At 61.5% G+C, this 24343-nt stretch carries 23 protein-coding genes; 15 read left to right on the forward strand and 8 right to left on the reverse strand.

Going from position 1 to position 24343, the window contains the following annotated elements; all coding sequences use genetic code 11:
* The first annotated feature begins 46 nt into the window (after window positions 1-46).
* The gene (locus AB4Z19_RS16370) at window positions 47-1831 is read left to right on the forward strand and encodes an acyl-CoA dehydrogenase (RefSeq protein ID WP_442035620.1); all 1785 of its coding nucleotides are present in this window, start codon (window positions 47-49) and stop codon (window positions 1829-1831) included.
* A 76-nt stretch (window positions 1832-1907) separates the two neighbouring features.
* Here the strand turns inward: AB4Z19_RS16370 and AB4Z19_RS16375 are convergent, their stop codons facing one another.
* Both AB4Z19_RS16375 and AB4Z19_RS16380 read right to left on the reverse strand, forming a co-directional pair.
* Window positions 1908-2879, reverse strand: coding sequence for a polysaccharide deacetylase family protein (locus tag AB4Z19_RS16375; RefSeq protein WP_442023725.1), 972 nt, complete (start codon window positions 2877-2879; stop codon window positions 1908-1910).
* On the reverse strand, window positions 2876-3865 hold the full coding sequence (locus AB4Z19_RS16380; protein WP_442035621.1) for a proline dehydrogenase family protein: 990 nt from the start codon (window positions 3863-3865) through the stop codon (window positions 2876-2878). The genes AB4Z19_RS16375 and AB4Z19_RS16380 overlap by 4 nt, the downstream gene beginning before the upstream one ends.
* Window positions 3866-4078: 213 nt before the next feature.
* On the opposite strand from AB4Z19_RS16380, the gene AB4Z19_RS16385 reads away from it, so the two are divergent.
* Together AB4Z19_RS16385 and AB4Z19_RS16390 are read left to right on the forward strand one after the other, a co-directional pair.
* Window positions 4079-4444 (forward strand): hypothetical protein, encoded by a 366-nt coding sequence (locus AB4Z19_RS16385; protein WP_442023729.1) that lies wholly within the window; start codon window positions 4079-4081, stop codon window positions 4442-4444.
* Between the two features lie 23 nt (window positions 4445-4467).
* Window positions 4468-5088 (forward strand): LysE family translocator, encoded by a 621-nt coding sequence (locus AB4Z19_RS16390; protein ID WP_442023731.1) that lies wholly within the window; start codon window positions 4468-4470, stop codon window positions 5086-5088.
* Between the two features lie 18 nt (window positions 5089-5106).
* On the opposite strand, the gene AB4Z19_RS16395 is transcribed toward AB4Z19_RS16390, so the two are convergent.
* Window positions 5107-6093 carry an NADPH:quinone reductase gene (locus tag AB4Z19_RS16395; RefSeq protein WP_442035622.1) on the reverse strand — a complete coding sequence of 329 codons (987 nt, stop codon included), beginning with the start codon at window positions 6091-6093 and terminating at the stop codon, window positions 5107-5109.
* 46 nt (window positions 6094-6139) lie between these two features.
* Between AB4Z19_RS16395 and AB4Z19_RS16400 the strand changes: the two genes are divergently transcribed.
* Window positions 6140-7081 (forward strand): LysR family transcriptional regulator, encoded by a 942-nt coding sequence (locus AB4Z19_RS16400; protein WP_442035623.1) that lies wholly within the window; start codon window positions 6140-6142, stop codon window positions 7079-7081.
* Here the strand turns inward: AB4Z19_RS16400 and AB4Z19_RS16405 are convergent.
* Together AB4Z19_RS16405 and AB4Z19_RS16410 are read right to left on the reverse strand one after the other, a co-directional pair.
* Window positions 7078-7491: a glycine zipper 2TM domain-containing protein gene (locus AB4Z19_RS16405; RefSeq protein WP_442023737.1), complete on the reverse strand. Its 414-nt coding sequence runs from the start codon at window positions 7489-7491 to the stop codon at window positions 7078-7080. The two genes, AB4Z19_RS16400 and AB4Z19_RS16405, sit on opposite strands and share 4 nt — an antisense overlap.
* Window positions 7492-7586: 95 nt before the next feature.
* Window positions 7587-8003, reverse strand: coding sequence for an NINE protein (locus AB4Z19_RS16410; RefSeq protein WP_442023739.1), 417 nt, complete (start codon window positions 8001-8003; stop codon window positions 7587-7589).
* Window positions 8004-8191: 188 nt separating this feature from the next.
* Between AB4Z19_RS16410 and rpsP the strand changes: the two genes are divergently transcribed.
* The 8 genes from rpsP (at window position 8192) to AB4Z19_RS16450 (ending at window position 15293) form a co-directional block, all read left to right on the forward strand.
* Window positions 8192-8437, forward strand: a complete 246-nt coding sequence (gene rpsP, locus AB4Z19_RS16415) for a 30S ribosomal protein S16 (RefSeq protein WP_442023741.1) — start codon at window positions 8192-8194, stop codon at window positions 8435-8437.
* A gap of 3 nt (window positions 8438-8440) precedes the next feature.
* Window positions 8441-8986 carry a ribosome maturation factor RimM gene (gene rimM, locus AB4Z19_RS16420; RefSeq protein WP_442023743.1) on the forward strand — a complete coding sequence of 182 codons (546 nt, stop codon included), beginning with the start codon at window positions 8441-8443 and terminating at the stop codon, window positions 8984-8986.
* Window positions 8987-9001: 15 nt separating this feature from the next.
* On the forward strand, window positions 9002-9748 hold the full coding sequence (gene trmD, locus AB4Z19_RS16425; RefSeq protein WP_442023745.1) for a tRNA (guanosine(37)-N1)-methyltransferase TrmD: 747 nt from the start codon (window positions 9002-9004) through the stop codon (window positions 9746-9748).
* Window positions 9749-9848: 100 nt separating this feature from the next.
* Window positions 9849-10226: a 50S ribosomal protein L19 gene (gene rplS / locus AB4Z19_RS16430; protein ID WP_442023747.1), complete on the forward strand. Its 378-nt coding sequence runs from the start codon at window positions 9849-9851 to the stop codon at window positions 10224-10226.
* Between the two features lie 141 nt (window positions 10227-10367).
* Entirely contained in the window at window positions 10368-11027 is a 660-nt protein-coding gene (locus tag AB4Z19_RS16435) for a CoA pyrophosphatase (protein WP_442023749.1), read from the forward strand.
* Between the two features lie 143 nt (window positions 11028-11170).
* Window positions 11171-12130: a CobD/CbiB family protein gene (locus AB4Z19_RS16440; protein WP_442023751.1), complete on the forward strand. Its 960-nt coding sequence runs from the start codon at window positions 11171-11173 to the stop codon at window positions 12128-12130.
* Between the two features lie 113 nt (window positions 12131-12243).
* Entirely contained in the window at window positions 12244-12546 is a 303-nt protein-coding gene (locus tag AB4Z19_RS16445) for a DUF3579 domain-containing protein (RefSeq protein WP_442023753.1), read from the forward strand.
* 41 nt (window positions 12547-12587) lie between these two features.
* The gene (locus AB4Z19_RS16450) at window positions 12588-15293 is read left to right on the forward strand and encodes a M16 family metallopeptidase (protein WP_442023755.1); all 2706 of its coding nucleotides are present in this window, start codon (window positions 12588-12590) and stop codon (window positions 15291-15293) included.
* 60 nt (window positions 15294-15353) lie between these two features.
* On the opposite strand, the gene AB4Z19_RS16455 is transcribed toward AB4Z19_RS16450, so the two are convergent.
* A complete protein-coding gene (locus tag AB4Z19_RS16455; RefSeq protein ID WP_442035624.1) occupies window positions 15354-16094 on the reverse strand; it encodes a GntR family transcriptional regulator in 741 nt (246 codons plus the stop codon).
* Window positions 16095-16369: 275 nt separating this feature from the next.
* Between AB4Z19_RS16455 and AB4Z19_RS16460 the strand changes: the two genes are divergently transcribed.
* The 3 genes from AB4Z19_RS16460 to AB4Z19_RS16470 are packed head-to-tail and all read left to right on the forward strand — an operon-like array spanning window position 16370 to window position 20915.
* Complete coding sequence (locus AB4Z19_RS16460; protein WP_442035625.1) at window positions 16370-19144, forward strand: TonB-dependent receptor; 2775 nt, start codon at window positions 16370-16372, stop codon at window positions 19142-19144.
* On the forward strand, window positions 19144-19971 hold the full coding sequence (locus tag AB4Z19_RS16465; RefSeq protein WP_442027277.1) for a cupin-like domain-containing protein: 828 nt from the start codon (window positions 19144-19146) through the stop codon (window positions 19969-19971). The genes AB4Z19_RS16460 and AB4Z19_RS16465 overlap by 1 nt, the downstream gene beginning before the upstream one ends.
* Window positions 19968-20915, forward strand: a complete 948-nt coding sequence (locus AB4Z19_RS16470) for a glycosyl hydrolase (RefSeq protein ID WP_442027275.1) — start codon at window positions 19968-19970, stop codon at window positions 20913-20915. The genes AB4Z19_RS16465 and AB4Z19_RS16470 overlap by 4 nt, the downstream gene beginning before the upstream one ends.
* Before the next feature lie 140 nt (window positions 20916-21055).
* Here AB4Z19_RS16470 and AB4Z19_RS16475 read toward each other — a convergent pair whose 3' ends face one another.
* Both AB4Z19_RS16475 and icmH read right to left on the reverse strand, forming a co-directional pair.
* Window positions 21056-23569, reverse strand: coding sequence for a type VI secretion system Vgr family protein (locus tag AB4Z19_RS16475; RefSeq protein ID WP_442027279.1), 2514 nt, complete (start codon window positions 23567-23569; stop codon window positions 21056-21058).
* Window positions 23569-24333, reverse strand: coding sequence for a type IVB secretion system protein IcmH/DotU (gene icmH, locus AB4Z19_RS16480; protein ID WP_442035626.1), 765 nt, complete (start codon window positions 24331-24333; stop codon window positions 23569-23571). The genes AB4Z19_RS16475 and icmH overlap by 1 nt, the downstream gene beginning before the upstream one ends.
* Between the last annotated feature and the right edge of the window lie 10 nt (window positions 24334-24343).

Genomic DNA, 24343 nt, shown 5'->3' on the forward strand with positions numbered 1-24343 from the left:
CCCCTGGTTTTAAAAATATGAGCGGCCCACCGCTTTGGAGACTCACATGAGCTATCAAGCCCCAATGAAAGACATGCTGTTCGTGATGAACGAACTGGCCAACCTGTCCGGCGTGAACGCGCTGCCGGGCTGCGAGGACGCTACGCCGGAAACCGCGGAAGCCGTGCTCGAAGAGAATGCGAAGTTCGTCAGTGGCGTGATCGCTCCGCTGAATCACGCGGGCGACAAAGAACCAAGCAGCTGGGCTGATGGCAAGGTAACGACCTCCAAGGGTTTCAAGGAAGCCTTCAAGCAGTTCGCTGAAGCGGGCTGGCAGGGCTTGCAGCATCCGACCGAATTCGGCGGCCAGGGCCTGCCCAAGCTGGTTGGCACCCCGTGCGTGGAAATGCTGCACGGCTCGAACCTGTCCTTCGCACTGGTGGCGCTGCTGTCCGATGGCGCGATCGAAGCGCTGCTGACCGCAGGCAGCGACGAGCAGAAGGCGATCTATCTGGAAAAGCTGGTGACGGGTCAATGGACCGGCACCATGAACCTGACCGAACCGCAAGCCGGTTCCGACCTGGCCGCGGTGCGTTCGCGCGCTGTGCCGCAGGGCGACGGTTCGTACAAGGTTTCGGGTACCAAGATCTTCATCACCTACGGCGAGCATGACATGGCCGAGAACATCATCCACCTGGTGCTGGCGCGTACGCCGGACGCACCGGAAGGCGTGAAGGGTATCTCGCTGTTCATCGTGCCGAAGTTCATGGTCAATGCCGACGGTTCGCTGGGCGAGCGCAATGATGTGCATTGCGTCTCCATCGAACACAAGCTGGGTATCAAGGCTTCCCCGACCGCCGTGCTGCAGTTTGGCGATCACGGTGGCGCCACCGGCTTCCTGGTGGGCGAAGAGAACCGCGGCCTGGAATACATGTTCATCATGATGAATGCAGCCCGCTTCGGCGTCGGCATGCAGGGCGTGGGCGTGGCGGAACGCGCTTACCAGCAGGCTGTGGCCTTCGCCAAGGAGCGTGTGCAGTCGAAGGACCTGAATGGTTCCCCGACTGGCGTGACCATCATCAACCACCCGGACGTGCGCCGCATGCTGATGTCGATGCGCGCCCAGGTCGAAGGCGCGCGTGCGCTGGCTTACGTTGGTGCGGCCCACTACGACTACGCTCACCATCACGCTGATGCGGAAGTGCGCAAGCAGAACCAGGCGATCTACGAATACCTGGTGCCGATCATCAAAGGCTGGTCCACCGAGATGTCCGAGAACGTGACGCGCGATGGCGTGCAGGTGCATGGCGGCATGGGCTTCATCGAAGAAACCGGCGCAGCACAGCACTACCGCGATTCCAAGATCCTGACCATCTACGAAGGCACCACCGCGATCCAGGCGAATGACCTGGTTGGCCGCAAGACCGTGCGCGATGGTGGCGCCATTGCCAAGGGCCTGATCGCTCAGGCGCGTGCTACCGCTGCTGAACTGAGCGATGGCGCCGATTTCGCCGCGATCCGCAAGAACCTGGAGCAGGGCCTGAACGACCTGTCCGACGTGGTGGACTTCGTGGTGCAGAACACCAGGAGCGATATCAAGGCCGTGTTCTCCGGCTCCGTGCTGTACCTGAAGCTGGCCGGCATCGTGCTGGGCGGCTGGCAGATGGCTCGCGCCGCGCAGATCGCGCAGCGCAAGCTGGGCGCAGGCGAAGGCGACGCAGGCTTCTACAAAGCCAAAATCACCACCGCCCGCTTCTTCGCAGACCACATCCTGTCGCAATCGAGCAGCCTGCGCACCGCCATCGTCGACGGCAGCGCCGGCGTCCTGGGCCTGCCGGAAGACCAGTTCTAAGGCTTGCCGGGGTCAGGCGCGAACAAGTGGACAACGGCCGTATCGTTGTTCACTTGTTCGCGCCTGACCCCATGGTTCAAGGCTTAGCTTTGTCGAGAGCGGCGATCTCATAATCGCCATCATCAACAAGCCTGTCCCACCCTTCAAATTTCCCCAACCCCAGCGTGCGCGCCATGGACAGCAGCAAGCTCTGTCCCGGAACCGCACGTTCCGGCAGCAGCTGGTAGACTGGATCGGCGAATGCCTTGGCAGGAGTTGTGATACTCCAGCCCATCTGCTCGAACTGCGTAATCACATCATCTAGCCACATCGCGTTGATCAGGTTGTGGTGCATCAGCATGACCTGTGCGATATCGCGGCCCTGGAGCTTTTGCGATAGCTCGCGGTAGGCCAGGGCGCGCTGGCGCACGTGCGAGAGATACGCTGTGCGGATTGCGCTGACGTCAGCGTTTGGATTTGCGCGCAGCGTTTCAACCAGCTTTTCATTCAGCCGCCAGTCGCTGGTATCGAGACTCACATAGGCATTGCGATAGCCATGCTCCTGCAGGAAGCTGCGCATGCCATCGCGCTTCTCCGGCGTGTTCCCTTCGCGCAGAAAAGTGAAGCGGAACCATTTCTGGTAGCCGGGCAGGCCACTGATGATCCTGTCGCAATCGAGCATCTCCTGCTCATACTGCTGCAGCGCGATTTTGTGCAGGTCCGGGTGCGTCATGGTGTGATTGCCGATCGCATGGCCCGCCTTGCCCCACTCCTGCGCCAGCGCCAGGCCTTCCGGCTTGATGGCGCCGTTGCCGGCAGTGACAAACAATGCGGCTTGCACGTGATGTTTGGCCAGCGCCGCCAACATCGCCGCGTTGCGTTCCTGCGCCGTCATGCGCGGCGTCGCCTCCAGATTGGGGCCGTCATCGAACGTGAACGCCACCGACTGTGCATGCGAGACGGAGGCGCCGATCGCGAGCGTTGCCGCGACGATGAGGTTTCGCCAAGTGACGAGGCCACGGCGCGCCTTCGTTGGCGCGCGCGGTGCGATGCTCGGGCTGGCGCTCATGCAGCCCCCATTGCGTCGATGATCGCCTGGTAGACGCGTATCGGTTCTTCGGAAATGCGGTTCAGGACGTAGAGAAAAGTGTCCTCGCCGAATACCGCATATTCGCGCGTTGGAAAGCCCCGCGCTTGCAGGCTGGCGACCTGCTCCGTGCCGAGTCCGATCAGCGATTCGAATTCGTAGTGACCTTGCTGGATGCCTTGCTGCGTGATGAAGCCGGTCAGCTCCGCCTGAATACTGCGATCGTGCGTCGCGATGGAGCATGTGTGTCCGCTCGCCAGAAGATCTTTCGCAAAGCGGCAATAAACTGCGGCCAGCTCCGGACTGTTGCGCGGCCACGCAATCGCCTCGGACTCGAAGAAAGCACCTTTCACCAAACGGATTCGTCCCGGCAGGGCCATCAGTTTCGGCAAGTCGTCCACGCTGCGAAGCAGTTTGGCGGCCATGGTGATGCCGACGGTGTTCAGGCCATCCTCTTCGTGCAGACGGCGATAGACCGCGAAAATGTCGTCCACGCGGTCGGAGGCTTCCATGGAGATAATCAGCTCCAGCCCATGCCCGGCCGCAGCGCGTGCCATGCGGCGCGTGTTCTGGTAGCTTAGTTCAGGCGAAATCAGCGAGCCCACGTGCGACAGGTCAAAGGAAATTGTGGAATCCAGTTGGCGCTCGCCGGCTGCGCGGATCAGCCGCAGGAAGACTTCAGTCTCCGCGTTTGCGAATGCTGCGTCGCGCACGCTCTCGCCCATGTATTCGATCGACGCCTTATGCCCTGCGCGGTTGATGGAAGCGGCGCGTTCCAGCGCCTCTTCGATGGTGCGTCCTGCGACGTAGCGCTGCGCCACGCGCTGAGTAATTGGCCGCAGCAGTGGATCGTTGAGGAATTTCTCTTTTGCGGCGCCATCGACTGCCAGCGCGCGGATTGCAAGCGCCGCCTTGTCGACCAGCGGCTGCCATTCGGCGGGGAATTGGGGAGGGATCGTGTCTCGCACTTCGGTTCTCCTGCAGTGGGTGCGCCGACGGAATGCGGCGCCGGCTGAATAGTAGCAGGGAGTCGCCGCCATTTATCGGGTCTGCCTGCGATTGGACCCTCCAAATCCGCGATTCGTCAGATTCGGCTGTAAGCATGCGGATTCATTGGCTACCTTACCGCTGCTCCCGCACGATAAACAGTGGCGGGAGCGACCAGGCAACCACAAGGAAAGATGATGAAAAAAGTATTGTTCAGCGCTCTGGCGGCGCTTACCCTCGCCAGCACAGGTGCGGCATATGCAGCCGGCGACTACCGGCTGAGTGCCGGCGAGTTTGAAGACTTCAACCATGGCTATAACCTGAGCACAGGCGACAGGATCTACTTCACGCAGCAAGGCAGGCAAAGTTTCTTTGTGCAGTTGGGTGGCCACAAGCGCGAACGCATGTACGCCCAGTCCAAGGGCGTTTTCATGACGCAGAGCGGGGCGCGCGTGGAATTCGCGGATCAGGGTTGGGCTGTCACGATCAAGAACTTCGAGATGATGTCGCCGCAGATTGCGCAGCAGGGTTTGAAGGATGTTACCCTAGCCAGTCGTTGATGCACTCTGCCACGGAGGCAAACTTGGATATGCCGACCTTGTTGATGTTCGTACCGGCCTGCTTCGCGCTGAATATGGCGCCGGGGCCGAACAACCTGCTCTCCGTGAGTAATGCGACGCGCTATGGCTTCCGCCTCTCGTGCAGTGCCGGCGTGGGGCGGCTGCTGGCCTTCATGGGCATGATTGCGCTGGCGTCGGCTGGGCTGGCGGTGGTGCTGCACACGTCCGAGCTGCTGTTCTACGGGATCAAGACCGTAGGCGCGATTTATCTGTTCTACCTGGCGTGGCAGCTGTGGCGCGCGCAGCCGGGCGAGGAGGGCGCTGCCACTCAGGCATCGGTCGGATGGTGGCCGCTGGCGCGGCAGGAATTCCTGGTCGCAGCCGGCAATCCGAAAGCGATCCTTATTTTCACGGCTTTTCTGCCGCAATTCGTCGATCCCTCCCGTGCCATGGCGCCGCAGTTCGCGGTGCTGGGTGCGCTGTTCCTGCTGCTTGAGACGGTGGCGCTAGTGATGTATGCCTGGATGGGCATTCACCTGCGCCAGTGGTTCGCCCGGCCGCGCGGCAAGCGCATTTTCAATCGCGGTTGCGCGGGGCTGCTGGCTGGCGCAGGCGTTGGCCTGCTGCTGGCGCGCCGCACATAAGCGCGGCACGCCGGAGGTTCACACGGCGATCTGCACAAGCGCTTTGCCGATGCGGCCCGTTTCGACATGTTGATGGGCGGCGGCGACGTCGTGTAGCGGGAAGATGACGGCCGGCAGATGACGTAAGCCGCCTGCGATGAGCAAGGTATTGATCTCAAGCGCAATGCGGCGCCGTTCGTCGGGCGTGAGGAAATACACAATGAAGAAGTGCAGGCTGGCGAACACGCGCATCATGCCGCGGTAGCTGACGGGAATCTCGGCGGCCTGCGAACCGTAGATGATGACCCGGCCGCCATGTGCAAGCAGGTCCGCGTGTATGGATGCGTTGTGGCCTGCGTTGACTTCGATGATGACGTCCACGCCCGCACCGCCGGTCAGCTCGCGCACTTGCTGTGCCAGGGCTGCGCTGTCGCCGTATTCGAGCGCATGGCTGGCGCCTACTTCGCGTGCCAGGGCCGCCTTGCCGGCACTGCTGACGGTGGCGATCACGCGTGCACCCGCACGGCGTGCCAGCTGGATAGCGTAGAAGCCAACCGCACCAGCGCCACCGGTGACCAGCACTGTTTTGCCGTCGAAGCTACCGTAGGCGTGCACTGCGTACCATGCCGTCATCAGCGGGATGCCGATCGAGGCGCCTGCTTCGAGCGATATGCCATCCGGCAGCGCGACGACCTGCGACGCGGGCAAGCAGATGTATTCGGCAGCGGAGCCGTGCTGGCGCTGCCACTGTGCGAGATAGAACCAGACGCGCGCGCCGGGCGTGAACTCGCTGACGCCCTCGCCGACCGTATCGACGATGCCGCTACCATCGCTGTGCGGTACCACGTAGTCGAAGCTCAGCGCCGCTGTGCTGACGCCGCCGCGCGCTTTCACGTCCGATGGATTCACGCCGGAGAAAGCCACGCGAATGCGCACCTCGCCGGGGCCGGGACGGCACCTGGCCAGTTGAACTATACTCAAAACCTCATCTGCGGGGCCGGTGCGGCGGTAGACGGCTGCTTGCATAGCTTGCTCCTGTTAGTCGATGAGGCCCATTCTAGAAAGCCGCACCGTGGCAAACCAAGAGAAGAAAACTGCCAGCGCTGTCAAAAAAAAGCCATTGTCCTGGGATGACCTGCTGACGCTTGCTGTTCTCGCGCGGGAAGGCTCGTGGGGCGGGGCGGCGCGCGCCCTGGGGCTGACGCGCAATACGGTCATTCGCCGCTTGCAGCGTCTCGAACTGGCGCTGGACGCACAAGTGATCGAAGAGAATCAGGACGGAATTGTGCTCACGCCGCGCGGGCGCGAGGTCGTGGCGACTGCGCAGGAGATGGGCGAGCTGGTGGAGGCGGTCGGCCTCGGAGGCGCGGGCGGCGCTGGCGGCCGGCGCGGACAGGCAGGGCGGGCCGATGCGCGCGACGCTGTGCATGGGCTGGTACGCGTCACTGCGCCGGAAGGGATTTCGGCGCAGCTGATTGCGCCAGCGCTGGGCGCCTTGCTGCGCGAATATCCGGCGCTGCGCGTCGACCTGGTCGCGACATCGGCGGTGCTGAGCATCAGCCACAAGCAAGCTGACGTGGCGGTGCGTCTGGCGCCGCCGGAAGATGAGCAGTTGATTGCCCTACGCGCCGGTACGCTGAGGTATGCGCTATACGGCGCGGGCGAAGGCGAAGCAGCTGCACATGGTGGCTCACTGGTCAGCTACGATGCGACCGGTGCGCGCTTCCCGGAAACGCAAACACTGCAACGTGCCTTCCATGACCGGCAGGCAACGGTGCGCTCAAACAGCTTGCTGGTGCAAGTGGAAGCGGTGCTGGGAGGCGCAGGAACCGCACTGCTGCCGGATTATCTGGCGGCGCGCTATGACGGGCTGAAGAAGCTGTCGGATCTGATGCTGGAGAAGCCGGTGTTCGTGGTCTTCCATTCGAAACACCGTGAGACGCCGCGGGTACGGGCGGTGACGGCCTGGCTGCAGCAGCTGATGCCGCGCAGCCTCGGCCCGGATGAAGTTTAGATACGGTTCAGGTTACCGTTTTCGCGGCGCACGTGGTCGCCGTTACGCAGGTTAGGATCGTGGCCCAGGATGACGGTGCCGACTTTGCCGGTTTCGTATTTCACGGTCACGTGCCACTCTTTGACCTTGTTCATCTTGCCTTCGATTTTCTTGCCGGCGTATGCGCCGCCCGCTGCACCGGCTACGGTTGCCAGCGTCTTGCCGGTGCCGCCGCCAACCTGGTGACCCAGCAGGCCGCCGGCGATGCCGCCAGCGATCAGGCCGGTTGCGCCGCCTTCGCCATCTTTCTCGATCATGCGAACGTTGGTCACGGTGCCGCATTCATTGCAGACCGGACGCTTAGGTTCGGCGTGCGCGCCGGTGGCGGCGACTGCCAGCAGTGCAGGCAGGAGCAGATTGCGAATTTTCATTATGATTTCTCCATCAGGAAGTTCTTTGGTGTTTGTGAGTATAGGTCAAACATTTCCGAACGGAACACACAATTGAAACAAGACGTTGCGAAACATCAGCCGTAGACGCCGCCTGTGTAGAGCAGGTCGAAGAGGCGGGAAATGGCGGCAATCAGGCCGAAAGCGCCTACTGCCAGCGTGGCAACCAGCACCAGGGCCAGCGGCCAGCGCGAAGCGGATTGCTTGCCGGAGCCGGCATTGAAAGTGGCGTCCCACTTCTCATCGGGCATCAGGCCCAGCACCAGCGCTTCCAGGAAGCCAGTCAGGATGGAGATGAAGTAGGGCAGCAGCTTGAAGTAGGGATCTGCATCCGGCGCCGCCATTGCGACAATGCCGCAGACGGGCAGGGAAGCGATATGCAGCCAGCCCCATTTGTCGCCTAAGCCGCGCAGATAAAAGCGATGCAGGCCAATGCCGCCGAGCAGTGTGGCGGCCAGGGTGGCGAGGGTTTTGTTTTTGTGCAAAACGGACATGATTGCGCGGCGAAATTGCAGGAAGCCAGCAGTATGGCACAACAAAGCTGTTGCCGACGAGGCCAGAACGGGGGATAATCACGGATTACCCCAACACTCACCCATTGTTATTAATGCTTGCCCGTCGGAGGGAAGGCGCGCTATAATTTGCGGCTTTTTCCGACTCAGCACACTTTTTTGGAAATATTATGGTCGTTATTCGTTTAGCTCGTGGTGGTGCCAAGAAGCGCCCTTTCTACAACATCGTTGCAACCGATTCCCGCAACCGTCGTGACGGCCGTTTCGTAGAGCGTATCGGCTTCTACAACCCAATGGCTACCGGCCAGGCTGAAGGCTTCCGCGTTGCTGCAGACCGTCTGGCTTACTGGCAAGGCGTTGGCGCACAGCTGTCCCCAGCTGTTGCCAAACTGGTTGCTACCAACAAAGCAGCCTAAGGCTTGAGCGAGAAGGCAGCATCCGGGGCACAAGCCCCAGACGATCTGGTGCAAGTGGGCTTTGTCTCCGGCGCCTACGGTCTGGTTGGTGGAGTGAGGGTACGTCCCTTCTCCGCAGATGCGGATGCTTTGCTGCACGCGAAAACCTGGTGGATTGATAAGCCGAGCCTGCGCGACGTAGAAGTCAAGCGGGCCAAGCTGCATGGTGGCGACGTTGTCGTGACCATGATCGGAATCGCTGATCGTGATATTGCAGAAGCGCTGAAAGGCGCCTCGGTGTTTATCCGCCGCAGCGACTTCCCCAAACTCGACGAAGAAGACGAGTTTTACTGGTCCGACCTGATCGGGCTGGCAGTAGAGAATCAACAGGGCGAAAGCCTTGGCACGGTCACCGATATGATGAGCAATGGACCCCAATCCATCCTGCGCGTCGAGGTCGAGGCCGAGGGAGCGGCGCAGGAGCGCCTGATCCCGTTTGTTGACCAGTACGTTATCAAGGTGGACAAGGACGCGAAGAAAATCATCGTGGACTGGGGCCTGGATTACTGATCCGGAACCGCAGCGATGCAATTCGACGTTATCACCCTGTTCCCTGAAATGTTCGCTGCCCTGACGCAGTCCGGCGTTACCCGCCGCGCGTTCGAGCAGAAGAAGTGGGGCCTGTCGCTGTGGAATCCGCGCGATTTCACCACCGACAATCATCGCACCGTGGATGATCGCCCTTATGGCGGCGGTCCCGGCATGGTGATGCTGGCTAAGCCGCTGGAAGCGACGATCAATGCCGCGAAACAGCGCCAGGTGGTCTCCGGACTGCCCGAGCCGCGCGTGGTATTCATGTCGCCGCAAGGCAAGCAGCTGACGCACGAGCGCGTGATGCAGCTGAAGCAGGAGCCCGGACTTGTGGTGCTGTGCGGCCGTTACGAAGCGGTGGACCAGCGCCTGCTGGACCGCTGCATCGATGAAGAAGTCAGCCTCGGCGATTTCGTGCTGTCCGGCGGCGAGCTGCCGGCCATGGCCCTGATGGATGCCGTGGTGCGCCAGCTGCCTGGCGTGCTGAACACCGATGCCTCGGCCGTTGAAGACAGTTTCGTCAACGGCCTGCTGGATTCGCCGCACTATACGCGGCCTGAAGTGTATGAAGGCGAGAGCGTGCCTCCGGTGCTGTTGGGCGGCAATCACGCCGAGATCGAGAAGTGGCGCCGCGAGCGCATGCTGGAAGCGACGGCGCGCAAGCGTCCCGACCTGCTGGTGAAGGCCCGCGAAGCCGGCCTGCTCTCGAAGAAGGACGAAAAGTTTTTGGCGGGTTTGTAAACCCGTTGTAGTACCAAGGCAGGCATGTTGCCTGCCATGTTTAACCCCATCCTCTACCGGGCAACCTTGGCGCCGGCAAGATGGTCATTGGAGTCATAAAATGAACCTGATTCAACAACTCGAGCAAGAAGAAATCGCTCGTCTGGGCAAAAACATCCCTGAGTTTGCTCCTGGCGATACCGTGATCGTGAACGTGAACGTAGTCGAAGGCACCCGCAAGCGCGCCCAGGCTTACGAAGGCGTTGTGATCGCCCGTCGTAACCGTGGCCTGAACTCGAACTTCATCGTTCGTAAGATCTCGTCCGGCGAAGGCGTTGAGCGTACCTTCCAGCTGTACTCCCCGCTGATCGCTTCGATCGAAGTGAAGCGTCGTGGTGACGTGCGCCGCGCTAAGCTGTACTACCTGCGCGACCGTTCGGGCAAGTCTGCTCGTATCAAGGAAAAACTGCCAAACCGCAAAGCTGCTGCGGCAGAGTAATCCATTCGTATCTGATTGGATCGAAGGGGCGCCGTTGGTGCCCCTTTTTTGTTTTGGAAAAACCAACGGCGGAAAAGCAGGTGGCTGCCACGACGTGGCAGCCACCAGGTTCACGTCTCGGGTTTTTCGGAGGAGGACAGATTGGCACGACCGCATTTCGACCCCACCCAGCTGCCTGTAGACGCCATCGCCGGCGAGGCGGCGGTACTGCTGGAGCGCCTGGCGCCCGCATGGCTGCGCGAGCGATTCGCCCATCCGCCTGAGTGGACGCCGGAAGGCAACGAGACTGTCTTCATCGAGCGTCCCAAAACCACGGCCGCCTCGGTGCTGGTGCCCATCGTGGTGCGGGAAGAGGGCCTGAGCATGCTGCTGACCCAGCGCACGGCGCATCTGAACGACCACGCAGGGCAGGTCGCGTTCCCCGGTGGCCGCGCCGAGGAAACCGATGCCGACGCCATCGACACCGCGCTGCGCGAAACGGAAGAAGAAATCGGCCTGCACCGCCGCCATATCGAAGTGATCGGCACGCTGCCGCTGTACTACACCGGCACCGGCTACGAAGTCACACCGGTGGTTGGCCTGGTGATGCCGCCGTTCGAGTTGACGAAAGACCCGTTCGAAGTCGCCGAGATTTTTGAAGTGCCTTTGCCCTTCCTGATGGACGGGCAGAATCACCAGCTGCTGTCGGCGCAATTGCCGAGCGGCCGCCGCACTTTCTACGCCATGCCGTACGAAAAATATTTTATCTGGGGAGCAACAGCTGGCATGCTCCGCAATCTGTTTCATTTCTTGCGCGCTTAAGCTACCCTAGCGGGCATTGCGAAACCGTAAATTCTGGTGTCAGCCACGGTGTGGCAGCCACCGTGCATGCTGCAGTAACCTGGGTGGCTGCCACGAAGTGGCTGTCACCAGCTTTTGCCTTGGGTTTTATTCAAAGGAATTCGATGACTTTTCTCTCCATCCTGTGTGCATTGCTGATTGAACAACTGAAGCCTCTGCGTGCGGATAATCCGATCTACGCCGAGATCAAGGCCCTCGCAATTCGCATGGAGACCTGGTTCAACGCTGGCCACGCCAGCCACGGCCGCATGGGCTGGTTCCTGATGATGGCAGCGCTGATGGTTCCTGCCGGTCTGATCTATTGGGTGCTGATCAGCTACAAGCTCATTCTGGCTGCATTCGCCTGGAATGTGCTGATCGTCTACCTGACCCTGGGCTTCCGCCATTACAGCCATTACTTCACCTCGATCCAGCTGGCCCTGAACGCGGGCGACGAAACGACTGCGCGTTCCCTGCTGTGCGAGTGGACCAAGCTGGACACCGTGGGCATGGATGTTTCCGAAATCTCCCGCATTGCGGTCGAGAAGGCCCTGATCACCACGCATCGCAATGTATTTGGCGTGTTCTTCTGGTTCCTGATGCCGCTCGGTCCGACCGGCGCCATTCTGTACCGCGTGTCCGAATACCTGGCCCGCGCCTGGAACGAGCCGGAGCACATGCGCAATGAAGCCTTCGGTGAATTCGCGGCCAAGGCGTTCTACTGGATCGACTGGATTCCGGCCCGTCTGACCGCCGTTGCTTTTGCCGTGGTCGGCAACTTCGAGGACGCTGTCTACGCCTGGCGTAACTTCGCCCACCGCTGGAAGGACGAGGCGATCGGCATCATCCTGTCGGCCGGTGGCGGCGCCATGGGCGTGCGCCTCGGCACCCCGCAGGAAAACGCGGCCAAGATCGTGCCGGCCGATGCCGCGACCGTGGATATTTCCGATGTCGAAGTGGAAAGCATGCCGGGTGATGAGCCTGGTGTGCGTGCCTTGCAAAGCACTGTCGGCCTGGTCTGGCGTGCGCTGCTGCTGTGGATGATGCTGCTCCTGTTGCTGTCCGGAGCTGCCTGGCTAGGCTAAAATGCAGGACTCGCGGCCGCTTTTTTTGCGGCTGCGGGGCGCGGGAAATAGCGCTTAGGTCTTCTATAAGATATAATACCTAAGTTCCACCACGCAACAGAAAGCGCCCCCACATGGACAGCGAGTTCTTCATTCTTGGCCTTACCTCCAAAGGCAAGCAGTTTCGTCCCAGCGACTGGGCCGAACGCCTCTGCGGTGTCATGGCCTGCGTCGCTCCCACGGCAAGCGGTCCCCATGGCCACCTCGGTTATTCGTCGATGGTCACGCCCACCGTCATCAATGGTGTGAAAGCCGTCGTCGTGAACAGCAAGCTGCGCGAGATGCAGCCGCTGGCTTATAACTTCGTCGTCGAATTTGCGAAAGACAATGATTTGCAGGTCGTGGACGCTTGTCTCCTACCTGACGAAAAGGCCTGAGATGGCGTAGCATAGGGTTTTGCCAATAAAAGCAGAATCCCATGCAAAAAACCCTTATCGCCGCGTTCTTCCTGTCCGGCGCCAGTTTCCTCCCTTCCGCCTTCGCGCAAACCCTGCCAGCCGGTGTGACCAAAGGTCCGTCGGTCGAAGGCATTACCGAGTACCACTTGCCGAACGGCCTGAAGGTGCTGCTGTTCCCCGATGCGTCCAAGCCGACCGTCACCGTCAACGTGACTTACCGCGTCGGCTCGCGCCATGAGAATTACGGCGAGACGGGCATGGCGCACTTGCTGGAACACCTGATGTTCAAGGGCGCGCCGAAGCACCGCAATATCACGCAGCAGTTCGCGGAACGCGGCATGGAATTCAACGGCACCACCTCCTTCGACCGCACCAATTACTACGAAGTGTTCTCGGCCAGTCCGGAGAATCTGAAGTGGGCGCTGGAGATGGAAGCGGACCGCATGACCAGGTCCTTCATTGCCAAGAAGGATCTGGACTCGGAAATGACCGTGGTCCGCAACGAATACGAAAACGGCGAGAACAGCCCGTTCGAAGTGCTGATCAAGCGCATGTCGAGCGTGGCCTACGACTGGCACAGCTACGGCCGTTCCACCATCGGCAACCGCAGCGATATCGAAAACGTCAAGATCTCGAACCTGCAGGCCTTCTATCACACCTGGTATCAGCCGGATAACGCCGTGCTGCTGGTGGCGGGCAAATTCGACGCATCGCAAACCCTGGCCTGGATCAGCAAGACGTTCGGCGCGATCCCGAAACCCAAGCGCAAGCTGCCTGACTTCTGGACCGTGGAGCCGACCCAGGACGGCGAGCGCCTGTTCACCGTGCGCCGCAAGGGCGATGTGCAAATCGTGCTGGCGGCCTACAAGATTCCATCCGGCCTGCATGCGGACTCCGATCCGCTGGCCTTCATGGGCCAGATCATGGCCGACACGCCGACTGGCCGCCTGCACAAGGAGCTGGTCGAATCGGGCAAGGCCGCGCAAGTGTTCAACTATGGCCAGGTGGGCTTCTATCCAGGCCTGTACATGTTCGGCGCCGTGGTCAAGGCAGGACAGCCGGTGGAACCGGTGCGCGATGAGCTGATTGCCGCCGTCGAGAGTTTCGCCAAGACGCCGCCGACCGATGAAGAGATGGAGCGCACGCGCCGCGACTACACCAATATGATCGAGAAGCAGCTGAACAACCCGCAGCAGGTGGGTGTGGCGCTGTCCGAATACATCGCGCTGGGCGACTGGCGCTTGTTGTTCCAGGGCCGCGATGAGCTGCCGGCGATCACCTCAAAGCAGGTGGCCGATGCCGCTGCACGCTACTTCAAGCGCGATAATCGTACGGTAGGCGTGTTCCTGCCGGAAGATGCGCCGCAGCGTGCGGACATTCCGCAGGCGCCGGCTGCCGAAGAACTGCTGAAGAATTTCAAGGGCAAGGAGAGCGTGCTGAAGTCCGAGGACTTCGATCCGAGCCAGGACAACATCATGAAGCGCACGGAGCTCAAGCAGGTCAATGGCCTGAAGCTCGCGCTGCTGCCGAAGCAGAACCGCGGTGAAATGGTGTCGGTGGATCTGCGCCTGCATTGGGGCGATGAGAAGAACCAGTTCGGCAAGCAGCTGGTGGCCTCGGCGACCAATGAGATGCTGACGCGCGGCACCAGCAAATACACGCGCACCCAATTGGCGGACCAGATGTCGAAGCTGAAGATGTCCGGCGGCGGCGTGTACCACTTCGACACCACGCGCGAACATCTGGCTGAAGCGCTGCGCCTTGTAGCACATGTGCTGAAGGAGCCGAGCTTCCCGGTGGCTGAATTCGAACAGCTGCGCCAGCAGTGGATCGTGGGCCTGGAATCCATGCGCAGCGATCCGCAGGCGGTGGCAGGGCAGGCGATGGCGGAATACTTCGATCACTGGCCGAAGGGCGATCCGCGCAGTGTGATGTCGATCGATGAGCAGATCGCAGGTATCAAGGCGCTCAAGCTGGAGGAGCTGAAGGACTATCACAATGAGTTCTACGGCGCCTCGCACGGTGAGCTGTCCATCGTGGGTGACTTCGACAAGAACGAAATAGTGAAGGTGATCGGCGAGGAGTTTGGCGGCTGGCAGAGCAAGGGCTCCTATGCCCGCATTCTGGATACCTATGTCGACAAGGCGCCGACGAAAAAGAGCATCGCTACGCCGGACAAGGAGAACGCTTTCTACACCGCGCGCATGAACCTCGATCTGAAGAATGACGATGCGGATTATCCGGCGCTGGAGCTGGCCAACTTCATCTTCGGCGACGGCGGTTTGAAGTCGCGTCTGATGGACCGCATTCGCCAGAAGGATGGCTTGTCCTACGGCGGTGCTTCGCAGCTGGATGCGGGCGAGTTTGACCGCGCCGGCGCCTTCTCGATCAGCGCGATCGCGGCGCCGCAGAATATGGCCAAGCTGGATGTGGCAGTGAAGCAGGAACTGGCCCGTGCGCTGAAGGAAGGCTTCACGGCGGCGGAAGTGGCGGGCGCCAAATCCGGCTTGCTGCAACAGCGGATTCAGAATCGTTCGAAGGATGGCATCGTGGCCAGCGCATGGAACCGCTTCCTGGATGAAGGCCGTACTTTCGAATGGAGCAAGCAGCATGAGGCCAGGCTGAAGGCGCTGACGGTGGAGCAGGTCAATGCCGCCTTCCGCAAGGCGATCGATCCGTCGAAGTTGACGGTGGTTGTGGCGGCTGATCCGGCGAAGGCGAAGTAAACCCACGGCGCAAACCTGGTGCCTGCCACGCCGTGGCAGGCACCAGCTTCACGCCTCGGGTCAGGGTGTGCTCAGCTCCGCCACGAAATCGTACATATCGCCGCGGAAGATCGAGCGGCAGAATTCAATGGCGCGGCCATCGCGCAGGAAACCGAGGCGCTCCACCGCCAGCCCCGCATCACCTTCCTTCGCCTGCAGCAGCCTGGCCTGCTCCGCATTCAGCAGCAGCGCAGACAAGCGCTGCAGCGCGCGCACCGGGCGGCAGCCCTGCGCTTCCAGCGCCTCATACATCGACGTATCCACCACCTCAAGCGAGGGCAGGGCGCTGGCCACGATGGTCGCGTACTCCAGGCACATCGGCACATCGTCCGCAAAGCGAATGCGGTTGAAACGATAAACCGGCGCGCCCGGACTCAGTCGCAAACGTAGCGCTTCCTCCGGCGTCACAGTCCCTTCCGAGCGCTTCAGCCACACACTGCGCGGCGTACGTCCACGCGCGCGCATGTCTTCCGAGAAGGAAGTCAACTTCGCGAAATTCTTTTCGACCTTGGCGTTGATGAAGTTCCCTGAGCCTGGCCGGCGCACCAGCAGGCCTTCTTCCACCAGCCCGTCGATGGCCTTGCGCACCGTGATGCGGGAGATGGACAAGTCCGCCGCGAGCTGGCGCTCCGCCGGCAAGGCTTCGTCCGGGCCAAACACATGCTGGTTGATGGCTTCGCGCAGGGCACGCTGCAGCAACTGGTAGAGCGGCTGGCTGCTGGACTGCGACAGGTCTTCCATGATCTGGGCAAGCGAACTCATTCATGCTCCTGAGAAAGGGTCTGGCGATAATACCAAAAAAAGACCGTACTCCAATCGGTATGCATTGAGGCAGATCAAACATGCCTTGAGGTAGCGCTAACAGTATCGGTTTGTGGACGAAGTGGTAYGTATTTTCAGTACAACATATGAAAAAAATATGAAAATTGGTAGTGTTCTGGTATTGGTTGGCTGTATATTGGCGTTCAATTGGTTTTGTAGTGGAGTAGAACTTTTAAGTCGAACGGGTCACATAGGCCCACATCTAGGGGGAGTAAATGAAGGACTATCAGGTAGCAGCAAACGGCAAAACCCGCCTGACGCCAATCGCCACCGCCGCTGCAGCACTGGTGCTGGGCATTGCGATTCCAGCCCAGGCGCAGCAACAGGCTGAACAACAGCCCACCGATTCGGTGGTGGTCGTGACTGGTATTCGCGGTTCGCTGCAGCAGTCGCTGTCGGTCAAGCGCAACGCATCGGCCAACGTCGAGGTCATCACGGCGGAAGACGTGGGCAAGATGCCTGACAAGAACGTTGCAGACTCCCTGCAGCGTCTCCCTGGCGTGAACATTTCGCAGTCCGCTGCCGGTTCCGGTGGCTTCGACGAAAACGACCGCGTCAGCCTGCGTGGTACTGCACCGGCCCTGACCCAGACCCTGATCAACGGCCACGCTGTATCGTCCGGCGACTGGTTCGTGCTGGACCAGGTGGGCGGCGCCGTGGGCMGTACCACTTCCTACTCCCTGCTGCCCTCCGAGATCGTTGGTCAGGTCGTGGTGCGCAAGTCGCCGACCGCTGACCTGGTGGAAGGCGGTTCGGCCGGTACCATCGACATCCTGACCCGTCACCCACTGGACTTCAAGCAGTCGCTGTCGCTGGAAGGCTCCATCCAGGGCGTGTACACCACCCTGGCTGGCAAGACCGACCCGCAATTCTCCGGTCTGATCAACTGGAAGAACGATGCCAATACCTTCGGCGTTTTGCTGCAAGGCTTCAAGGAAAAGCGCCACCTGCGCCGTGATGGCCAGGAAATTCTGCAATGGACCCAGATTTCGCCGACCAGCGACTTGGCCAAGGCGAAGCCCGATCTGGCAAACGTCTGGTATCCACGCCTGATCGGCTCCTCTCTCTTCGAGCAGGAGCGTGACCGCAAAGGCGGTATGGTGGTTGCACAGATCAAGCCAAGCCGCGACTTCTCACTGGAAGGTACTTACTTCAATTCGAAGCTGGAAGCGTCCAACTACAATCGCAACTACATGACTGACATGAACGCCAACGGCGCGATTGGCGGCAATGTGATTCCGGATTCGTACACCGTGCGCAATGGCACGCTGACCTCCGTGAACTACTCCAACAAGGGTACGGCAGCGGCGCCACTGCGCTACGGTATCGTCGACGACATCGTGCGTGAAGGCGCTTACGCGAAGAGCGAATTTGCCGACATCTCCGGTAAATGGCGTCCAACCAATGAGCTGACCATCAGCGGTTCCTTCGGCCGCACCAAGGGCAGCGGCGCCACCCCATCGCAGGGCGTGTATGAAGGTGACGTGAACAACTCCGGCGTGAGCTATCAGTTGAACGGCCTGGGTGCTCCGGTATCCGTGAAGTTCCCAAGCATTGACACGTCCAAGTTCACTGGCACTATTTTGGACTGGGTGTTTGGCGCCAGCCCGGCAACCACCACCGATGAAGAAAACTACGGCCAGCTGGACGCAGCCTTCCGCGTGGACGCAGGTCCGCTGCGCGAGCTGAAGTTCGGCGTACGCGGCACGAGCCACAAGCGCAGCAATTTCGAAGTGTCGCAAGGCCCGAACTTTGCTAATACGGAAACCGGAACGGCAAACAGCAACCCCGCCTGGAACGGCAATACATACCCGAGTGATTTCGCCAGCGACTTGGGAGGTGAATTCCCACGCAACGTATGGGAGCTGGACCGCGCCATCCTGCAACAGTGGGGTAACGAGCACTCCAACCGCAGTGAGACCCGTATCTACTATCCGGATATGTTTAACCTGAAGGAGAAGACCAAGGCGGCTTACGTCTCGGGCGACTTCGAAGGCGAGGGCTGGAGTGGTAACGCCGGCGTGCGCGTGGTGCGTACCGAAGGGCAGTCCAACGGTTACCAGATCCTGCCGGTACAGCTCCCAGGTGGTAATCTGCCAGCCTTCCCATGGGGTGGTTTCGTGCAGCAGACCCGCGTGGACAATAACCACACCGAAGTTCTGCCAAGCGCCAACCTGCGTCTGGACCTGATGAAAGATGTCGTGGGCCGTCTGGGCATCTCCCGCACCATGACCCGCCCCGACTTCGGTGCACTGGGTGGTACTGTGCAGCTGACCGACGAAACCCATACCGGTAACGGCGGTAACGCAGCGCTGAAGCCGACCATTTCGAACAACCTGGACGCAACGCTGCAGTGGTACTTCGCACCGCGCGCCCTGGCTTCGGTTGGCGCTTTTTACATGGATCTGCGCAACTACGTGGGCTACGGTATCAGCCACGGCACCTTCATCGATTCGCGTGCCTCGCAACAGCAGAACAAACCAGTGTTCGCGGACTACACCATCACGTCTCCGATCAATGTGGATGCTGAAGTGAAGGGCCTGGAATTCAACCTGCAGATGCCAATCGCTGCGACCGGCTTCGGCTGGGACGGCAACCTGACCCTGGCGGATTCGAAACAGAAGTTCGGCTCCTGCCCGCAGACTCAGACTTCGACCACGGCTAATCCATGCGACATGCTGGGCGCTTCGAAAGTCACCGCCAATATCGGCGGCTACTACGAGAACGATAAGTTCAACGCCCGTATCAGCTACGCATGGCGCTCGTCCTACCTTGCTGCACAGGACCGCGGCACGCCGCTGTACCAGGATGCAGTTGGCACCCTGTCGGCATCGCTGAACTACACCATCAGCAAGAACGTGGTGCTAACCTTCAGTGGCCAGAATCTGAACAACCCGATTCTGAAGAACTATGTCTACAACAAGGACCAGCCGGCTCGCTTCTACGTGAACGGTGTGCAGTATTACGCTGGCGTACGTTTCAAGTATTGATGTTCTCGCAGCTGGCCCGCACACCTGAGATCGAGCACGCCGACGCCGCAGCTTTTGCGGCGGCGACGGCGGCGCAACGTCCCGTGGTGCTGCGCGGCCTGGTACGGCACTGGCCTTCGGTGCAGCAGTCCTTGCAATCCCCCGAAGACCTGTGCCGCTACCTGATGCGATTTGATTGTGGTGGCGCCTGCGATACGGTGCTTATGCCGCCTGAAGTACAGGGGCGGCTTTTTTATTCTGCGGACATGAAGGGCTTTAACTTCGTCCGCGCCAAACGCACGGTGACTGCGGTGATCGAGCAGATCGTGCGCTATTCGCAGTTCCCGATTGCGCCTGCGGTGGCAATGCAGAGCGCTTTGCTGGACGAATGCCTGCCCGGCTTTGCGGCGCAGAATCCAGCGCCTTTCCTCGATCCTGAGGTGCGGCCACGGCTCTGGCTTGGCAATGAAGTGATCACGCCCGCGCACTTCGATGAGTCGCATAATCTGGCTTGCGTGGTCAGTGGACGCCGGCGATTCACGTTGCTTCCACCGGAGCAGGTGCGCAATCTGTATCTGGGGCCGCTCGACTTCGCGCCAACGCCGACGCCGATCAGTCTTGTCGCTTTCCGTTCGCCGGACTTCACGCGCTTCCCGCGCTTTCATGACGCGCTGGCTGCCGCACAAGTGGCCGAACTGGAACCGGGCGACGCCCTGTACATTCCTTCGCTGTGGTGGCATCACGTCGAGTCCATCGGCCTGCTGAACGCCATGGTCAACTACTGGTGGAGCGCACCTGCCGCCAATGGCCTGGACAAGGCCAAGGTGCTGGCGCAAGTGAATCAATGAAAAAACTCGCGTATTTGCTGGCGCTGCTGTGCGGCGCGGCGGCGGCCGAGCCGCGTGTGGTCCACAGCCCTTATCAATTCCTCGGCCTGATGGGCGGGGCGGGCCGCGCCGTCAGCATGGCGCCCGATGGCAGCAAGCTGTCTGCACTGACCTGGGCCTTTGCGACAGGCGAGTGCGGCGACGAAAAGTGGATGGGCGTGCCAGGCGAGCAGATTGCCGACGCAAACATTGCTGCCGCAGAACGCGCTGGTGTCGACTTCATCATCTCCACGGGAGGGCAGGGTGGCGTGTTCACCTGCGCCACGGATGAAGGCATGGCGCGCTTCCTGGCGCGCTATGCGTCTCCGCGTTTCGTGGGCGTCGACTTCGATATCGAGGCCGAGCAGACACAGGAGCAGATCGATTCGATCGTGCAGCGCGCCCGCAATGCCCAGCGCAACGCACCGAATCTGCGTTTCAGCTTTACTATCGCCACCTTTGCCGCGTCGGACGGCAGCCGCAACAGCCTGAATGCCACCGGCGAAGCCGTATTGGCAGCTGCGCGCCGCATCGGCTTGCAGGACTTCGTGCTGAACCTGATGGTGATGGACTACGGCGCCAATGATCCCAAGGTCTGCGTGGTGCGCGACAAGCGCTGCGACATGGGCGCCTCCGCGCTGCAGGCCGCGCGCAATGTGCACAAACAGTACAAGCTGCCGTATGCGCAGATCGAGCTGACGCCCATGATCGGCATGAACGACGTAGTGGAAAACGTCTTCACCCTGGATGATGCACGCACGGTTGCAGCGGGCGTGCGGGCGCAGCGCATGGCCGGTCTGCACTTCTGGTCCCTCGACCGCGACAAGCCTTGCGCCCAGCCCCTGAAAGCTGCCGACGGAAACTGCAGCAGCATGCAAGGAGTGCCGGCTGGTGCCTATACGCACGCGATGTCCGCATCCCGATAAGCCGATTGGATAAAGCGGCCTTTAGCTTATGCGTCGAGGCGCGCGAAGCCCTTGTCGTCGGGTTGACCCGAGACGACCGGGCCGCCTTCAAATGTGATTTGGTACTTCATACCGGCGATCGGATCGGCGTCTGCGTCGCGTTAGTCCTGGGCGATGAAACTATTCATGGTGGCGAGCGAGCCTGGCAGCTCGGGGAGCGCCGCAGCTTGTGAGGCTCCGCCGAGGAAGGCGTGCTGGCCGGACTTCACAGTGAAGTTGCCCGGGCAGCTGAAGGTGATATTGCCGCCTTCGAGTACGACTGAGGATTCCCCGGCGTGCAGCACCACTTTCCTGTTGGCCTTGATCTCGATGCTGTCGTCGACCGAAACGACCACTACTTCCTGGTCCGCCAGGATTTCCAGTTCGCCGGTGTGCGCTTGCAGCGAAACGGCACCGCTGCCGGCAATGGCTTTGATGCCCCCTTCGCGGGCGAACAGGGCGGTGGCGTTGGCGGAGACGGCGGAGTAAGTGTGCTGCGCGGCCAGGTGCAGGTCGGAGCCGGCAGTCCAATGCAGCTGTTCGCCTGCGTAGAGCAGCGTCGATGCGGGCGTGGCGAGGTTGATGCTGTCCACACTGTCGGCTGCAATGATGGCGGAGGCGAAGCGCTCTACGGGCCGGCCTTGCGCTGTCTCACGCGAGCCGTCCGCAGCGCGCAAGGCAGACTGACCGTTTAGTGATCCGCTGTATTTGCCGTCCTGCTGCGGATCGATCTGCTTGATCAGCTGTTCATGCTCGGTCAGCGCGCCGGCGCTGTACAGGGCGTTCTGTTGTTTTGCGGTAGCCGCCAGGTCGTCCGCCAGCTTCTTGCCAGCCTTGAGGCGTTCCAGCGCATCTGCCGCTTCCAGCTGCGTGGACTGGACGCCAGGACCCTGTGCGCGGCGCATGCTGGTCGTCATCAGCAAGCCTTCGCCTGAGCGCAGCACCGTCCAGGCGTCGCTGCGCAGTTCGAAACCGGTACCTCGATGCGCGCCGCGCGTCGCCGACGCGTGCGATTGCTGCACCAGGTAGCCCATATTTAACTGGCTGGCGGCCGTACTACTGGCCAGGCGCATGCGCAACTGACCGGGCGTATCGTCCAGTATCCACTGGTTATAGCCGCTGCCGTCGAAATTGCGGCTGTGGATGCCTGAGATCACGCCCGCGTGATTCGCCGTGGAATCGACACCCGCGGAAAAGGGTGGTTCATCGCTACCCGTATAAAGCTGCGCAACGATCACCGGCCGGTCGATATCGCCTTCAATGAAATCCACCAGCACTTCGGTGCCGATGCGCGGCGTGAACTGGGTGCCCCAGTTGGGACCTGACAATGCCTCGGCGACGCGCACCCAGGTGCCGCAGCGCTCGTCCGGCACTTCGTCACGCTGCCATGGGAAGCGCACGCGCACCTGGTGGTCGCGTTGCGTGGTGCTGACGGCGCCCGGCAGGCCAACCACCAGCGCGGTTTGCGGACCAAGCGTGGCGCCACGGATGCGTAGTGCCGTCGCAGCAGGCAGCAGCGGCACCGCAGCGCGCGCGCAGCCGAAGCGGTTGCGGTACGTGCCCGGCTCCACGCCGCCCGTGCTCTTCAAGGCCGGCGAGAAGTTGTTGCGCGCATCGTGTTCAATCCAAAGCGTTGTGAATTCGCTTGCCTCAAGCTGCTCATGGCCGGTCAGTGAAAACGTGTGGCCCGCAGTCAGGCGGCGCACCGAGCCTTCACCTGCAAACATCTTGTTGTGCAGCTCCAGCGCTTGCAGCATCAGCAGGCTGTGGGCATCGGCCGCACCACTTGCAGTGTAGTGACGTTCTGCGCTACCGTCGTACACGGAGATTGCCGGCAGCTCGCCTGCATCAAGGCTGCTGGACCGTTCGGCGGCGGGAGCGGCGACTTGCGCGGGCTCCCAGCCGGCGATGCTGACGGCGTTCGCCGATATTGCTCGGCGCGCTGCAAACTGGTCGATCGCGTCATCCGGCCCCGTTGCGCGCACGCCATGGAAGCGCAGTGCGCCGGACGCCGGGCGGGCGGCGCGGCTGTCGAAGATCACGACGCGGTGGCGGGATTGCCCATCCGGCGCCTCATCATCGGACTGGTCGTGTTCAAACCGCCAGCTCAGGCCTTCGGACGCCAGGATGCGGCACAGGAATTCGTAGTCGCTCTCGCGGTACTGCGTACAGATGGCGCGCGGCGCCAGTTCCTGCGTCACGTCGAATTGCAGGCGTACCTGCGGATAATCGGCCAGCAGCTCCTGCACGATGTCGCGCACGGATTGCTCATGGAAGATCCAGTTGTCGCGGCGCAGGCGCAGCAGCGCGAGGGCCGGTTCCAGCCGCAGGCGGTAGCGCGCCACGCCGCCATCGGCGCCCAGCCAGCGCGCATCCGTGCACAGGCCGTGCCACGCACGGCGGCTGCCGTCCGGCTGCAGCAGACGCACGGTCAGCTCCCTGCCGATGAACTGGCCGAGGGTGACATCGGCCGATGTGCTGAGCGCATCGACATCAAAGCGGAACAGCTCATTGACGCCCTCGCGGCCCTGCCAGCGTTGGACCATCAGCGACTCCGGCAGGTCTGAAGCCTGCGCGCTGGCGAGCGTCAGCAGGCGACCCTGCTGGCTGAGGCCTGTGCCGAACAAGCGGTCCATCACGGCAATGTGATGGTGATGTTGGCCTGGCGGGGCGCCATGCGCACAACGTCGTTGTAGGCTTGCACCTGCTGTTCGGTGTGGCGGGTCAGTGAAGTGCGCAGCCCGATGTAGCCCACGATGCACACCAGCGCGAAGACAGCCGTCATGGTCCACAGGGGCGTGTTGCTGCGCAGCTTATGGATCACATTGTCGGGACGCTCCGCATGCGGCGCGAAGCCGGGACGTTTGCCTTTCAGGTGGGCGATCTCGTCGCCGAGGCGCGCGGTCAGGTAGCCCAGCTTCTCCGAACCCTCCAGAATATAGCGGCCCTGGAATCCCAGCAGCAGGCACATATGGAATACCTCCATCGCTTCCAGATGTTCGGCACCGTGCGCACGCAGCTGTTCCAGGCGATTGAAGAAATTTTCGCCGGCCAGCTGGTCGCCGAACAGTGCCAGTTGCAGCGGCTTCAGCTCCCAGCTGTCACGGATCGGGTAGGAGGAGCGCAGGATAATCTCGTCCACCGCCGCACTGAAGGCATATTTGGCGGCATCGATATCGTCCGCTGAAGCGCCTCTCTTGCGGGCGTTGCGGCCAAAGTCGTCGAGGAAGCGCGTCATGCGTGGCTGGAACTCGGCGTTGTCCTGCGGGCCGCTGCCGTTCTTCAGCATGAACAGCGCATAGAAACCGTCATACATCAGGTCCAGCAGCGTGGCGTGCGCGTCCGATACCGGTGCGGCCGCTGCACTGGCGACGAGGGAGGGAGGGGCGATCGTATTCATGTTCACCTTG

This window comes from Pseudoduganella sp. RAF19 (genome assembly GCF_052114165.1).
In the GTDB taxonomy this organism is placed as follows: domain Bacteria; phylum Pseudomonadota; class Gammaproteobacteria; order Burkholderiales; family Burkholderiaceae_D; genus Rugamonas.

Excerpts from the sequence above, each read along its gene's own strand:
- AB4Z19_RS16455 (WP_442035624.1), bottom strand. The coding sequence starts at position 16,094 with ATGAGTTCGCTTGCCCAGATCATGGAAGACCTGTCGCAGTCCAGCAGC.
- icmH (WP_442035626.1), bottom strand. The coding sequence starts at position 24,333 with ATGAATACGATCGCCCCTCCCTCCCTCGTCGCCAGTGCAGCGGCCGCA.
- trmD (WP_442023745.1), top strand. The coding sequence starts at position 9,002 with ATGCAATTCGACGTTATCACCCTGTTCCCTGAAATGTTCGCTGCCCTG.
- AB4Z19_RS16370 (WP_442035620.1), top strand. The coding sequence starts at position 47 with ATGAGCTATCAAGCCCCAATGAAAGACATGCTGTTCGTGATGAACGAA.
- AB4Z19_RS16445 (WP_442023753.1), top strand. The coding sequence starts at position 12,244 with ATGGACAGCGAGTTCTTCATTCTTGGCCTTACCTCCAAAGGCAAGCAG.
- AB4Z19_RS16410 (WP_442023739.1), bottom strand. The coding sequence starts at position 8,003 with ATGTCCGTTTTGCACAAAAACAAAACCCTCGCCACCCTGGCCGCCACA.
- AB4Z19_RS16395 (WP_442035622.1), bottom strand. The coding sequence starts at position 6,093 with ATGCAAGCAGCCGTCTACCGCCGCACCGGCCCCGCAGATGAGGTTTTG.
- AB4Z19_RS16475 (WP_442027279.1), bottom strand. The coding sequence starts at position 23,569 with ATGGACCGCTTGTTCGGCACAGGCCTCAGCCAGCAGGGTCGCCTGCTG.
- AB4Z19_RS16465 (WP_442027277.1), top strand. The coding sequence starts at position 19,144 with ATGTTCTCGCAGCTGGCCCGCACACCTGAGATCGAGCACGCCGACGCC.
- AB4Z19_RS16405 (WP_442023737.1), bottom strand. The coding sequence starts at position 7,491 with ATGAAAATTCGCAATCTGCTCCTGCCTGCACTGCTGGCAGTCGCCGCC.
- rpsP (WP_442023741.1), top strand. The coding sequence starts at position 8,192 with ATGGTCGTTATTCGTTTAGCTCGTGGTGGTGCCAAGAAGCGCCCTTTC.
- AB4Z19_RS16470 (WP_442027275.1), top strand. The coding sequence starts at position 19,968 with ATGAAAAAACTCGCGTATTTGCTGGCGCTGCTGTGCGGCGCGGCGGCG.
- rplS (WP_442023747.1), top strand. The coding sequence starts at position 9,849 with ATGAACCTGATTCAACAACTCGAGCAAGAAGAAATCGCTCGTCTGGGC.
- AB4Z19_RS16385 (WP_442023729.1), top strand. The coding sequence starts at position 4,079 with ATGATGAAAAAAGTATTGTTCAGCGCTCTGGCGGCGCTTACCCTCGCC.
- AB4Z19_RS16440 (WP_442023751.1), top strand. The coding sequence starts at position 11,171 with ATGACTTTTCTCTCCATCCTGTGTGCATTGCTGATTGAACAACTGAAG.
- AB4Z19_RS16375 (WP_442023725.1), bottom strand. The coding sequence starts at position 2,879 with ATGAGCGCCAGCCCGAGCATCGCACCGCGCGCGCCAACGAAGGCGCGC.
- AB4Z19_RS16450 (WP_442023755.1), top strand. The coding sequence starts at position 12,588 with ATGCAAAAAACCCTTATCGCCGCGTTCTTCCTGTCCGGCGCCAGTTTC.